The organism is Pseudomonas sp. LP_7_YM (genome assembly GCF_004364435.1).
Classification (GTDB): domain Bacteria; phylum Pseudomonadota; class Gammaproteobacteria; order Pseudomonadales; family Pseudomonadaceae; genus Aquipseudomonas.
Genome location: NZ_SOCT01000001.1, coordinates 372,326 through 385,059, shown reverse-complemented (window position 1 = coordinate 385,059; position 12,734 = coordinate 372,326). Strand labels below are relative to the sequence as shown.

The window sequence follows — 12,734 nt, the reverse complement described above, 5'->3', positions numbered from 1 at the left end:
CTGGCGAATATCAGAGATGTTTTTTGACTTCCTTATCGACATGCTTGTCGGCCTTGTGACGCTCTTCGTCATCGTGCTTCACGCCTTTATCGACTTCGCTGGCATCGTGCTTGACACCCTTGTCGACTTCCTTGGCGTCATGGTCCACGCCGTTGTCCAGTTCTTCGTTGTCGTGCCGTACGCCCTCGGCGACATCGCCCTCGGCCAATGCCAGCGGTGCCAGTGAACCGGTGAGCAAAAGAGCGACGGCAATCGAGGAAACCAACTTATGCATAGTGAAACTCCTGAGTGAACTACTGGGTCTTCGTGTACCCATCAAACCGCAGCGTAGACGCAATACTGAAGTCTGCACGCAGTCTGTCGGAAAAATTCCGATGCTTTACACGGCGCTTTTCGCACCGCTGTAGCGAACAGTCCTACTGGTTGCAGCGACCTTCCTACGCACCTGATGCCTTCCACGAGGAACCGCTCAAACTATGACCTCCTTCCTGAATGTGAAAAATCTGTAAAAACTTCATTACCGTTTGTGTATAGTTCTCATTTACATTCTCATTAGCATCCCCTCTGACTCTTAGACTCAGGAAACGCACCTTGAAAGCCCGCCTCCCTGCCAGCCTGCTCCTCGCTGGCGCCTGCAGCGCCATGCCCATTGCTCACGCGGCTGATGAAATGACTTTGCCCTCTACCCGGATTCAGAGCAGCGGCGCACAAGCCGACGAACTCAGTCAGGGCTATCAGGGAAGAGCGGCCAACAGCACTACCCGATTGGGATTGACAGACAAGGAAACGCCACAGGCCGTCACCACCCTGACGCGCGATCAGATCGACGATTTCAGGATGAACAGCATCAAGCAAGCACTGCGCGCGGCCCCGTCGGTCACGGTCGAGCAGACCGAGACTGATCGCACGCAGTTCACTTCGCGCGGCTTCGACATCACCACTTTCGAATACGACGGCATGGGCATGCCCTTTACGGGCGACCTGCTGGTGGGCGATCAGGACCTGGCCGAGTATGAGCAGATCGATATTCTGCACGGTGCCAACGGTTTGATGAGTGGGACGGGCAACCCTTCTGCGACAGTCAACTTCGTGCGTAAACGTCCGACCAGGGATTTGCAGGCCAAAATCGGCACCAGCGTCGGCTCCTGGGACAACCGCCGGGTGGACGTTGACGTGTCCGGCCCACTGACCGACAGCGGCAATATCCGCGCACGCTTCATCTATACCCACGACAAAGGCAATTCCTATCTGGATCGCTACAGCCACGAGATCAACGTAGCCGCAGGCCTGCTGGATTTCGACCTGTCCGATGCCGACACCCTCACCATCGGCTTCTCCCAGCACGACAGCGACTCCAACGCCAGCACTTGGGGCAATTTGCCGCTTGCCGATTCAGCCGGCAATCCGATCCACTACAGCAGCCGCAGCTCCAACGTCGGCCAGCCGTGGACTTACTGGAACGTGCACACCCAGCGCACGTTCGCCGAGCTCAAGCATGACTTCGGCAATGGCTGGAACAGCAAGTTGTCGGTGACCGGCATTCGCCAGTACCAGGACACGGACATGTTCTACATCGCCAGCGTCACAGGCGACGACGCATCGGCGTACCCGACTCATATCACCAGCAAAACCGACCAGATGATCGGCGAGGCCCAGCTGTCTGGCCCGTTCAGCCTGTTTGGCCGCGATCACGAGCTGACCGTGGGTGCCAGTTATGGCCGCACGCAGCTCAAGGCCAACGAGCATGACATCAATGCCGATGGTTATTACGACGTTAGCTTCTGCGGCACACTCGCAGGGGCCATCGCGCAGCCGTCACTGAGTTACACATTCGACACCAATAACCAGAACTATCGCGATACGCAAAAGAGCGTCTACGCCGGTGCCCGCTTCAGCCTGATGGATGATCTGCACTGGGTCGTCGGTGCGAGAATGCTCAGCGCCGATGGTAGCGGGCTGGACTATGGTGTGGATCACGATACCCGCGAGCACGGTAAAGTCACGCCTTATACCGGCCTGGTCTATGACCTCAACGATCAGTGGAGTGTGTACGGCAGCTGGACGCAGATATTCAGCCCGCAATACAAGGTGGATCTGGATGGCAGGTTGCTGGATCCGCTGGAAGGCACAAGCGAAGAGATCGGTCTGAAGGGCAGCCTGGACAACGGCCTCAATCTAACGGCGGCGGTGTTCAAGACCAAGCAGGAAAACGTCGCCGAGTATGCAGGTTACGTTGGCAGTCGCAGCGTGTACGACGCATTGGACTACAAGAGCCATGGGGTCGAACTGCAAGCTTCAGGTGAGGCCATGCCCGGTCTGGAGATACTCGCTGGCTACACCTACGTGCGTATCGATGACGATAACGGTGATCGCGCTCGAAAATACGTGCCAACGCACAGCTTGCGCGGCATGGCGACTTATCGCCTGCCGGGTATGCCCAAGGCCAGGGTCGGTACGCGTGTGAGCTGGCAGGGACCGGTTGAAAACGACGACAACGGCGCTATCCGCCAAAATGCCTATGCCTTGGTGGATTTGATGACCCGCTATGACATCGATGATCACTGGAGCACGTCGCTCAACCTGAACAACGTCACCGATCGCAAATACCTGATGTCGCTGTACAACAGCGCCACCAGTGCCAACTATGGCGCGCCCCGTAACCTGACCGCCTCGGTGACCTGGACCTACTGACGCAGCCTGATTCAGGGCCGGCGCAATCGCGCCAGGCCCTCGACCATTCTGAGATTCAACGCCGAACTCAAAGTCCTGTGGGAGTGAATGTGCCCGATGGCGGTGTTCAAGGCGATAGAGACAGGTCGCCTGCACCGGCCTCTCGCGAATGAATTCGCTCCTACAGGGAAAAAGCACTCGACGCAAAAAATGATCGCTGCCGCTAGCGGTCGATCACTCCTTGCGCATAAGTCGGGAACTCATCGTAAGGTCAGTCGAGGTCCGATGCTGAGTGCCGTTCTGGCACCTGTTCGCTCTCCTCACCCCAGGTGCGGTTGACCCTCAAGCCACGCAGGACTGCAGGACGCTTGGCAATTTCTTCGGCCCAGCGCTGTACGTGGGTGTACTCGTGTGCGCAGAGGAATTCAGCGGCCGAATACACAGTGCCGCGCACCAGTTGGCCGTACCACGACCACACCGCGATGTCGGCGATGCTGTACTCGTTGCCTGCCAGATAAGGACTTTCGGCCAGGCGCCGGTCGAGCACATCCAGCTGACGCTTGGCTTCCATGGTGAAGCGGTTGATCGCGTATTCGATCTTTTCAGGAGCATAGACATAGAAATGCCCGAACCCGCCGCCCAGATACGGCGCCGCCCCCATTTGCCAGAACAGCCAGTTGAGGGTTTCAGTACGACCTGCTGGATCTGTCGGCAACAACGCCCCGAATTTTTCGGCCAGGTACAGCAGGATCGAACCGGATTCGAATACGCGCAGCGGTGGCTCAACACTACGGTCCAGCAAGGCCGGGATCTTGGAGTTGGGGTTGATGTCGACGAAACCGCTGGAGAACTGATCGCCCTCGCCGATGCGGATCAGCCAGGCGTCGTATTCGGCTTCGGACTTGCCCAGCGCCAGCAGCTCTTCAAGCATGATGGTGATCTTCACACCGTTGGGCGTGGCCAGTGAGTAGAGCTGAAGCGGATGTTTGCCGACCGGCAGCGTTTTCTCATGGGTCGGACCTGCGATGGGGCGATTGGTCTTGGAGAACTGACCGCCGGATCCGGCTTGGTCTTTCCATACCTTGGGAGGAACGTACGCTTGGTTAGTCATCAAACAAACCTCTAGAGTGAACCACTTAGGGTGAATCAATGGCGCCGCAGCACAAAAACGCGAGCCATGAGCAAACCGAGTGATGGGGAGCGGTTGGGGTCGAAATTACGTTGGGGCGCCTGTCGAAATTTTCAATCAAGGCGCTTTGCAGCGAAGCGCGTTCACCCAACCAACGCTGCCTGCCAGCCAGAGGCTGGCGATCGACCAGACGGGCAGCGGTGGAATCAGCGATCCTGTCGGTCCTGCCAGGCTAGCGGCGCTGCGGCAAGGGGCGATTGAGCTGCGCTTCAACGGCAGCCTTATCGATGACGGAATGTACGTTGCGAATACGTCCGGCGCTGACCTCATAGAAAACGTTTTCGGTGAAACTGACACGCTGACCATTAACCGGCAGCCCGAACAACTCCCCCACCGGCGTACAGTCAAAACACAACCGGGCCGCGATATGCGGTGGCTCGGCAATCAGTTGATCTATGACGAAACGTAGATCGGGAATCGCACGAAAGTCGTTCTCCAGCATTTGCTGGTAGCCGCAAAGGCCGATGCGCTGATCGTTGTAGTGAACGTTCTGATCGACGAAGCGGCCCAGCTCGGGCCAGTCCTGACGGTTCAAACAGTCGATGTAAGCGCGATACAGGTCTCGGATTTGTGTTTGGGTCATGAGAAAACGCCAGATTAGCGCTGCGGCTGCAGCGTTAAGGAATTAGGACGCGCATCGGCAAGGGAGTTCCGGGTGCCTGCGGCTGGAATCAGGCGCGCACTTGGGGTCTCTTTTCAATTGCCGGCGACCTGCGCCACTTCTCCAGTCGTCACGAGCGCCTTGAGCGACGCATCGAACTGCTTCAGTGCATGGATTTGCAACTCCCGCTGCTGATCGATCTGCGCAGCGATTTCCGCAGCGGCCTTGTCGTGGACCCAGACAGAGGTCAACTCTTTCGCATCCACGCCTTCGGCCTTGCCGATGTATTGCAGGTTCGAGTCGTAGAACTTGGCGATGAAGCGCGCCTGGACATTACTGTTGCGCTGCGTGACCAGCTGGTTGTAGGTGTCGAGCATGACCACGACGTCCGGACGCGCCTGCATCAGCGCGTCCAGGTTGTGGTAGACGGTGACCGAGGCGAACTCCCTTGATATCGAGGCCTTGAGCCAGTCGATGGCCAGTTCTGGATCGGAGCTGTTGATGAACGCATTGCGGATCCGGGCGTCCAGCGCGCCGTTTTCCACACCCTTCAACGCAACCGAATGGTATTGCTCAAGGTACTGAAGTGTCGCGACGGTATTTTCGCTATAGAGCACGCCCACCGACTGTGAGTGTCTGAGGCCGATGCCGCTGTCAGCGAGCGGCATAAGATGGCAGGACTGCTCATTGGTGACGGCCGTGGCAACCGAAGCTGCAGCAGAGGCAGGCGCAGTGGAGATGACACTACCGGTCAGGACAGCGACAAGCGTCAGCAGGGTTGAAATTCTCATCGCGGTGTCCTTCTTAAAGCCCGTTCGGTCTGGCTCTATCCTGCTCCTTTCGTTGAGAAAAAGAACTCGCAATCGGTGATGTTAACTATCGATTTCAGCAATGGTATGCACGATGAAAAAGTCTATTACCTTTTCTGAATAAGCGAGGTTTCCAATAGTCGTATCCGCACTAACTCAGTAGGCAAAGCGGCGGATGACCTGGCTGACTTTATGCGGCGCGTGCTGCAGCGCTTCCAGCTCGACCGAGCCCAACGCCAGTCGAATCGCATGAGGCGCAGGGCTCGAAATCGCAAATGCCTGGGCGGTTGCAACAGCAACATTCATCGCCAGCAATGCCGCGGCAGCCTGATCGGCCCGCACCTCTTCGGGCAGAGGCATCCAAAGAAAATAAGACGCCGGATGGCCGATGACTTTCAGCCCAGCCAGCGTCTTTTTCGCCAATGTCTGGCGCACCATCGCCTCCTGCCGTTTTTCCGCTTCAAGCCTTGCGACGGTGTCATCTTCGATCCAGCCACACACAAGCGCGGTCATCACGCCTGGGGTGTTCCAGGTGGAGGCCCTGATCGTGCGTTCAATCGCAGGCACCCACTGCAAGGGCGCGACCACGAAGCCGACCCTCAGCCCTGTCGCGACATTCTTTGAGAAGCCAGACACATAGACGGTCAACTCCGGCGCCAGCGCGCGCAATGAAACAGCGGGCTCTTCTGCCAGAAAGGCATAGGCCGCTTCTTTGATCAGCAATGGCTCTCTGCCCGCAACCCGCATCGCAGTGCAGGAGTTCGCTCCGGTATTTCTAACGCTGGCCCCCGCTTGCGTTGCCGGTACTGTGGCGCTGTGCATGCTGTTGCTGCTCAGGCAATCGCGTCCGGCCTGGCATCAACTGCTGCCGTTGGGCATTGTCGCGCTGGGGGTGGTGATGGGTTTCCCGCACCGGCGATCTGTTGATGTTGCTGGCGATTGTGGTGTGCGGCCTGGGCTACGCCGAAGGCGCCAGGATTTCCAAAACGCTGGGCGGTTGGCAGGTCATCTGCTGGGCGCTGGTGCTGTCGCTGCCGGTCACGTTGCCGCTGACCTGGCTCATCGCACCGCCCACTGTTCATACCATCAGCCTTGCGGCCTGGATCAGTCTGGGCTACGTCTCGCTGTTCAGCATGTTGATCGGCTTTGTGTTCTGGTATCGCGGGCTGGTTCAGGGCGGTATCGCAGCAGTGGGTCAGCTTCAACTCTTACAACCGTTTTTCGGCTTGGCCCTGGCGGCGATGTTGCTGCACGAAGAGGTCAGCGCTGGCATGCTCGTTGTCACCGTTGCAGTCATCCTGTGCGTGGCGGGAGTACGCAAATTCTCACTGTGATCGACCACTGAGGACCGCGTGGTATAGCGCTCTGCGCGTTAACTGGACCGACGACCTGTGGGAGCGAACTCATTCGCGATGCGGCGTTAGAGGCGACAAGAACAGGTCGCCTGCACCGGCCTCTCATGGATGAATTCGCTCACACAGGTTGTTGCAACTGCCACGTCAGTGGCGCGGCTCCCCAGATACTTTTTTACTTGGTTCGACTAACTCGCCAGACCTTGTTGCCCACATCATCGGCCACCAGCAATGAACCCTGCTGATCGAGAATCACCCCGACCGGACGCCCTTGCGCTTCGCCGTCGGCATTGAGGAAACCGGTGAGGAAATCGGTCGGCATCCCTGACGGCTGGCCATTCTCGAATTTGATGAACACCACTTTATAGCCTGCTTGCGGGTTGCGGTTCCATGAGCCATGTTCGCCGACGAAAACACCGTTGGCGAAACTGTCCGGCATCCCGCGGGCGGCGGAGTAAGTCAGGCCCAACGGTGCGACGTGGGTGCCCAGCGCATAATCCGGGGCAATGGCTTTGGCCACCATATCCGGGCGTGGCGGCTGCACTCGGTTATCAATGTGATTGCCGTAATAGCTCCACGGCCAGCCATAGAAAGCGCCCTCTTTCACCGAGGTCAGATAGTCGGGCACCAAGTCGCTGCCGATTTCGTCACGCTCGTTGACCACGGTCCACAACTCGGTACTGCCCGGTTTCCATATCAGGCCATTGGGATTGCGCAGGCCGCTGGCGAACAGACGTTTCTCGCCGCTCTTAGCATCGACTTCCCAGATTGCCGCCCGGCCCTTTTCTGCTTCCAGCCCATTCTCGCCAACGTTGCTGTTGGAGCCCACCGTCACGTAGAGCTTGCTGCCGTCGCTGTTGGCAACGATGTTTTTGGTCCAGTGGTGATTGATGCCGGAGGGCAGATCGGTGACTTTCACTGGAGTCGCAGTGATTTCAGTCTGACCCTCGGTGTATGGAACCTTGACCACCGCGTCGGCGTTGGCGATGAACAGCTCGTTACCCACCAGCACCATGCCGTATGGCGAGGTCAGGCCGCTGATGAATACCTTGTGCATTTCGGCTTTGCCATCACCATCGGCGTCACGCAGCAGCGTGATGCGATTGGCACTGGGTACTTCAGCCCCCGCACGCCCCATGACGATCCCTGTGGCCGTTCGCTTGGCCCACGCCATCGGCCCGGTGCCGCCATCTGTCGAGCCTTCAGGCTTGGGCGGTGTATTGCTCTCGGCGACCAGCACGTCGCCGTTGGGCAGCTTGTACAGCCAGCGTGGATGCTGAAGGTCGTCCGCCAGCGCCTGTACTTTGAAGCCATCGGGCGCCTTGGGCGTGTCAGCGCCACTCCAGCCCACGGCCTTGGAAACGTTCAGCGTCGGGATCAGTGAGCTGCTCGGTTCGGGTAATTGCGGCTTGGGGCCAACCCCCGCCTGAAATGGCAGCCTGGAGGAGTCTCCACAGGCGCTGAGGAGCGTTGCGGCGGTCATCAGCAGTGCAAAGCGTTGCATTGCAATCATTGTTGGAACCTCGTGACGGCCATCCATGGGCCAGTTGTGGATTTACAACGTCTGGTGAAGCATCACCCTGTCGCCCGATGGCAAACGGCTCAACAAGCGCAAATGCACAGGACCTTCAGCATGAAGCAGACGACCACGCCGTTCGCCCAAGGGTTCCGTCCCATAATCGCCCCATGCCAGTGGATGCCCGAGTTTGCTCATGCTGGCATTGTGCAAATAGCGACCGCCGGTGAAAAGGCCGGTAGCGATGGCGAATTTCGCTCCACGAGAGCGGGATCTTCAGGGAACGCAGAGAGGTCCGGTCGGGTCAGCTGAATCGGAGGGGATAATTCATGACGACCTTCGACCGACGCAATTTCATTAAAGGGGCTCTGCTCATCGGTGCGAGTACGCTGGCGCTGCCGACTGCCTTTGCCTGGGCAAATACCATGCAAGTACCGAAAACACTTTTACTGCAACGCAACGACTGGGTTCCCAACCACTCGCGCCTGCCGGTTCTGCATTACACCGACGTGATCACCGAGGGCGATGTGGCTTCGACAATGGAAGCGCTGTTCGCGCGCAACGGCTGGACACCTGCCTGGCGCGACGGCGTGTTCGATTATCACCATTACCACTCCACCGCCCATGAGGTGCTGGGCTTTGCTGCAGGCAGGGCGCGGTTGATGCTGGGCGGACCGAATGGCCTCGAGGTCACGGTCAACCAAGGCGATGTCGTGTTACTGCCCACCGGGACGGGTCATTGCCGGCTCTGGGCCAGCGACGATTTTCTGGTGGTCGGCGGCTACCCGCCCGGTCAGAACTGGGACATCTGCCGTGAAGCGCCAACCGAGGCGATGCAGCAACGCATGGCGAGTCTGGCGTTCCCGGAAACCGACCCGGTAACAGGAAAGGCGCCGCCTTTGAACACATACTGGCCTCAGGCCTGAGCCTGCCCTCTTCGCCCGTCGCTCACTGACAGGCACTTCTGCTTCACGGGCGCAACGCTGGGGTGCGAGCGCTAGCAAGCCGGTGGCTGCTCGCCTCTGTAGAAGAACCAGTGCCGGCTGGGCGTTAAGATCAGAAACCGACCCTGACTCCGCTACTCACATGGTGTTAAATACACCACCCGCATTACACGTCCAGCCTGCTCCGGCTTCCCTGAGAGCACGCAGCGAAACGGAAAGCACGATGAAAAATCCACTTCAAACATCCTACGTTCTGCACTCCCGGCCACCGACGGTGACAGCATGATCGACGTCACGGAAGTCTCCATTGCCCAACTGCGAGCGGCACTTGAGTCGGGCCAGACCACCTCGGTGGAACTGGTGCAGGCGTATCTGGCACGGATCGACGCCTACGACGGCGCGCAAACCAACACCGCACTCAACGCCATGGTGGTGCATAACCCCGAGGCTCTGAAAGAGGCTGAAGCCGCGGACCAGCGGCGTGCAACCGGTCAGGTGCTCGGTCCGCTGGACGGCATTCCCTACACCGCCAAGGACAGTTATCTGGTCAAGGGCCTCACCGCCGCGTCGGGCAGCCCGGCCTTCGCCGACCTGATCGCCTACCGCGACGCCTTTACCGTCGAACGCCTGCGTGCCGCCGGTGCCATCTGCCTGGGCAAAACCAATATGCCGCCGATGGCCAATGGCGGTATGCAGCGCGGCGTATATGGCCGCGCGGAAAGTCCGTACAACGCTGACTTCCTCACCGCGCCCTTTGCCTCCGGCTCGTCCAACGGAGCAGGCACGGCCACCGCTGCCAGTTTTGCGGCGTTTGGCCTGGCGGAAGAAACCTGGTCCAGCGGCCGTGGCCCGGCGTCCAACAATGGCCTCTGCGCATACACGCCTTCGCGCGGGGTCATTTCAGTGCGCGGCAACTGGCCGCTGACTCCGACCATGGATGTCGTCGTACCGTTTGCCCGGACCATGGCCGACCTGCTCGAAGTGCTCGACGTGGTGGTCGCCGAAGACCCCGATCCCCGAGGCGACCTCTGGCGCCTGCAACCTTGGGTAGCGATCCCCAGCGTCGCTTCCGTACGTCCTGCGTCCTACGCGCAACTGGCGGTCAAGGCCGACGCGCTGGCAGGCAAACGTCTGGGCGTACCACGCATGTACATCAATGCCGACCCTCAAGCAGGCACCAGTGATGCACCCGGGATCGGCGGCCCGACCGGGCAACGCATCAACACACGTCCGTCAGCGATCAACCTGTGGCAGGAGGCGCGTAAAGCTCTTGAAGCGGCGGGCGCTGAAGTCATAGAGGTGGATTTCCCGCTGGTGTCCAACTGCGAAGGGGACCGACCCGGCGCACCGACGGTGTTCAATCGCGGCATCGTTTCCAGGGAATTCCTGCACCACGAGCTGTGGGACCTGACCGCCTGGGCATTCGATGATTTCCTGCGCGCCAATGGCGACCCGAAGCTGAACCGACTGGTCGACGTCGACGGTGCGAAAATCTTCCCCCACGACCCCGGCACCCTGCCGAACCGCGAAGGCGACCTGGCGGCGGGCATGGACGAGTACGTGCGAATGGCCGAGCGTGGCATTACGCCCTGGAACGAGATAGACACGCTGGCCGACGGCCTGCGCGGGCTGGAAAAAACCCGACGTATCGATCTGGAAGACTGGATGGATGAATTGGGGCTGGATGCGGTGCTCTTCCCAACCGTCGCGGATGTTGCACCCGCCAACTCGGATGTCGACCCTCAAGCAGCAGACATCGCCTGGAGCAACGGCGTGTGGGTCGCCAACGGCAACCTCGCCATTCGCCATCTGGGCGTGCCGACAGTGACCGTACCAATGGGTGTGATGGCAGACATCGGCATGCCAGTGGGACTGACTTTCGCCGGTCGCGCCTATGACGACTCGACATTGCTGCGTCTGGCGTCGGCGTTTGAATCAACCGGGAACAAGCGAATGGTTCCGCCGCGCACCCCGCCGCTGTCTGCCCAAACCAAGCCAGCCTGAGAGAGGACATCGCATGCTTTTACACCTGTCTACATGGTGCGAGATCGAAGATTTTCTGACCCGCAGCCGTACCATCATCGTGCCGATCGGCTCGAACGAACAGCATGGTCCTACCGGTCTGCTGGGCACCGACTGGATGTGCCCGGAAATCATCGCGCACCAGGCTCAGCAGAGTGCTGACATTCTGGTCGCACCGACCTTCAATATCGGCATGGCGCAACACCACCTGGGCTTTCCCGGGACCATTTCCTTGCGTCCATCGACCTTCATCGCCGCGATCGGTGATTGGGTGCGCTCACTGGCTGGTCACGGTTTCGAAAAAATCCTGTTCCTTAACGGCCATGGCGGCAACGTCGCCTCCATCGAAGCAGCCTTCTCGGAGCTGTACGCCGAAGCAAGCTTTGCCCGGCGCCCTGCCGGTTTCGCGTTGAAGCTGCGCAACTGGTGGGATCTGGACAGCGTGGGCCCACGGGCGTATGCGCAATTTCCCGTCGGGCACGGTTCCCATGCCACGCCCTCGGAAATCGCAGTGACTCAATGGGCCTATCCCGCGGCGATCAAATCGGCGTCCTACTCGCCGCAAATCGCCCCGACCGGTCCGATTCGGGAAGCCCGCGACTTTCGCATCCGCTTCCCGGACGGGCGCATGGGGTCGGACCCGGCCCTGGCAACCCCGGAAAAAGGCGCCGAACTGGTAACGCTCGCCGCTAAAAGCCTGCTGCGGGAAGTGGAGGCGTTCAGCCGGGAAGCGGCTCCCGGCTCAAGTGCGAGTCACTAAGCCACGGCGTCCAGCTCGGCCAACAACCCAGGCGCGATCTTCAGCACGCTGGCAGTGAGGTTCTCCCGCAAATGCGCCACTGACGAGGTGCCCGGGATCAGCAGGATATTCGGCGCACGTTGCAGCAGCCAGGCCAGGGCCACCTTCAGCTGTGATGCCTTCAGACGCTGGGCCACGCTGGCCAATGCATCCGACTGCAACGGGGTAAAGCCGCCCAACGGAAAGAACGGCACGTAGGCGATGCCCTGCTTGCCCAATTCCGCGATCAGTGGCTCATCTCTACGATGAGACAGGTTGTAATGGTTTTGCACGCAGATCACTTCGGCAATGCCTTGTGCCTCTTTCACCTGCGCCGCGCTGACGTTGCTCAGGCCCAAGTGGCGGATCAGCCCTTGCCGTTGCAGCTCGGCAAGCGTGGTGAATGCCTGCTCGATGGACTCTTCTCCCGGCGCATGCATCGTGCCCCACGCCCGCAGGTTCACCACATCCAGCACATCCAGTCCCAGATTGCGCAAATTGTCGTGCACAGCCTGCGTCAGTTCGGCAGGGCTCAGCGCGGGGTTCCACGATGCGTCATCACCGCGGCTGGCGCCGACTTTGGTCACCAGGGTCAGATTATCGGCATAAGGGTGCAGCGCTTCGCGAATCAGTTGATTGGTGACATGAGGCCCGTAGAAGTCCGAAGTGTCGATGTGGTTTACGCCCAATGCCAAGGCTTCACGCAAAACCGCAAGTGCGGCCTTTGGGTCTTTCGGCGGGCCGAACACGCCCGGCCCGGCCAGTTGCATCGCACCATAGCCCATGCGGTTCACGGTCCGGTCGCCGAGCCGGAAGGTCCCTGCTTTGCTGGCGTCGCTCATGTCGTTGTGCC

At 59.8% G+C, this 12,734-nt stretch carries 10 protein-coding genes and 2 pseudogenes; 5 read left to right on the top strand and 7 right to left on the bottom strand.

Annotation, left to right across the window (positions count from 1 at the left end):
* Window positions 1-10: 10 nt before the first annotated feature.
* Window positions 11-274: a hypothetical protein gene (locus tag EC915_RS01850; RefSeq protein ID WP_133748821.1), complete on the bottom strand. Its 264-nt coding sequence runs from the start codon at window positions 272-274 to the stop codon at window positions 11-13.
* 368 nt (window positions 275-642) lie between these two features.
* Here EC915_RS01850 and EC915_RS01845 point away from each other — a divergent pair, with 368 nt between their 5' ends.
* Entirely contained in the window at window positions 643-2,691 is a 2,049-nt protein-coding gene (locus tag EC915_RS01845) for a TonB-dependent siderophore receptor (protein WP_133749393.1), read from the top strand.
* A 250-nt stretch (window positions 2,692-2,941) separates the two neighbouring features.
* On the opposite strand, the gene yghU is transcribed toward EC915_RS01845, so the two are convergent.
* The 4 genes and pseudogenes from yghU to EC915_RS01825 all read right to left on the bottom strand — a co-directional run.
* Complete coding sequence (gene yghU, locus EC915_RS01840; protein ID WP_133748820.1) at window positions 2,942-3,781, bottom strand: glutathione-dependent disulfide-bond oxidoreductase; 840 nt, start codon at window positions 3,779-3,781, stop codon at window positions 2,942-2,944.
* Between the two features lie 250 nt (window positions 3,782-4,031).
* Window positions 4,032-4,442, bottom strand: coding sequence for an ester cyclase (locus EC915_RS01835; RefSeq protein WP_133748819.1), 411 nt, complete (start codon window positions 4,440-4,442; stop codon window positions 4,032-4,034).
* 113 nt (window positions 4,443-4,555) lie between these two features.
* Window positions 4,556-5,251 (bottom strand): ATPase, encoded by a 696-nt coding sequence (locus EC915_RS01830; RefSeq protein WP_133748818.1) that lies wholly within the window; start codon window positions 5,249-5,251, stop codon window positions 4,556-4,558.
* A gap of 174 nt (window positions 5,252-5,425) precedes the next feature.
* Window positions 5,426-5,992, bottom strand: a pseudogene (locus EC915_RS01825) (aminotransferase class I/II-fold pyridoxal phosphate-dependent enzyme); the annotation flags it as partial.
* Here EC915_RS01825 and EC915_RS01820 point away from each other — a divergent pair.
* Window positions 5,982-6,603: pseudogene (locus EC915_RS01820) on the top strand (DMT family transporter). The pseudogenes EC915_RS01825 and EC915_RS01820 sit on opposite strands and share 11 nt — an antisense overlap.
* Window positions 6,604-6,796: 193 nt before the next feature.
* On the opposite strand, the gene EC915_RS01815 reads toward EC915_RS01820, so the two are convergent.
* A complete protein-coding gene (locus EC915_RS01815) occupies window positions 6,797-8,134 on the bottom strand; it encodes a sorbosone dehydrogenase family protein (protein ID WP_133748816.1) in 1,338 nt (445 codons plus the stop codon).
* A 332-nt stretch (window positions 8,135-8,466) separates the two neighbouring features.
* Between EC915_RS01815 and EC915_RS01810 the strand changes: the two genes are divergently transcribed.
* The 3 genes from EC915_RS01810 to EC915_RS01800 all read left to right on the top strand — a co-directional run bounded on the left by EC915_RS01810 (window position 8,467) and on the right by EC915_RS01800 (window position 11,863).
* Complete coding sequence (locus tag EC915_RS01810; protein WP_133748815.1) at window positions 8,467-9,063, top strand: cupin; 597 nt, start codon at window positions 8,467-8,469, stop codon at window positions 9,061-9,063.
* Window positions 9,064-9,363: 300 nt separating this feature from the next.
* Window positions 9,364-11,085 (top strand): amidase, encoded by a 1,722-nt coding sequence (locus EC915_RS01805; protein WP_133748814.1) that lies wholly within the window; start codon window positions 9,364-9,366, stop codon window positions 11,083-11,085.
* 13 nt (window positions 11,086-11,098) lie between these two features.
* Window positions 11,099-11,863, top strand: a complete 765-nt coding sequence (locus EC915_RS01800) for a creatininase family protein (protein ID WP_133748813.1) — start codon at window positions 11,099-11,101, stop codon at window positions 11,861-11,863.
* Here EC915_RS01800 and EC915_RS01795 read toward each other — a convergent pair.
* Window positions 11,860-12,723: an aldo/keto reductase family oxidoreductase gene (locus EC915_RS01795; RefSeq protein WP_133748812.1), complete on the bottom strand. Its 864-nt coding sequence runs from the start codon at window positions 12,721-12,723 to the stop codon at window positions 11,860-11,862. The two genes, EC915_RS01800 and EC915_RS01795, sit on opposite strands and share 4 nt — an antisense overlap.
* Between the last annotated feature and the right edge of the window lie 11 nt (window positions 12,724-12,734).

Excerpts from the sequence above, each read along its gene's own strand:
- EC915_RS01805 (WP_133748814.1), top strand. The coding sequence starts at position 9,364 with ATGATCGACGTCACGGAAGTCTCCATTGCCCAACTGCGAGCGGCACTT.
- EC915_RS01795 (WP_133748812.1), bottom strand. The coding sequence starts at position 12,723 with ATGAGCGACGCCAGCAAAGCAGGGACCTTCCGGCTCGGCGACCGGACC.
- EC915_RS01800 (WP_133748813.1), top strand. The coding sequence starts at position 11,099 with ATGCTTTTACACCTGTCTACATGGTGCGAGATCGAAGATTTTCTGACC.
- EC915_RS01830 (WP_133748818.1), bottom strand. The coding sequence starts at position 5,251 with ATGAGAATTTCAACCCTGCTGACGCTTGTCGCTGTCCTGACCGGTAGT.
- EC915_RS01850 (WP_133748821.1), bottom strand. The coding sequence starts at position 274 with ATGCATAAGTTGGTTTCCTCGATTGCCGTCGCTCTTTTGCTCACCGGT.
- EC915_RS01835 (WP_133748819.1), bottom strand. The coding sequence starts at position 4,442 with ATGACCCAAACACAAATCCGAGACCTGTATCGCGCTTACATCGACTGT.
- yghU (WP_133748820.1), bottom strand. The coding sequence starts at position 3,781 with ATGACTAACCAAGCGTACGTTCCTCCCAAGGTATGGAAAGACCAAGCC.
- EC915_RS01845 (WP_133749393.1), top strand. The coding sequence starts at position 643 with ATGCCCATTGCTCACGCGGCTGATGAAATGACTTTGCCCTCTACCCGG.
- EC915_RS01815 (WP_133748816.1), bottom strand. The coding sequence starts at position 8,134 with ATGATTGCAATGCAACGCTTTGCACTGCTGATGACCGCCGCAACGCTC.
- EC915_RS01810 (WP_133748815.1), top strand. The coding sequence starts at position 8,467 with ATGACGACCTTCGACCGACGCAATTTCATTAAAGGGGCTCTGCTCATC.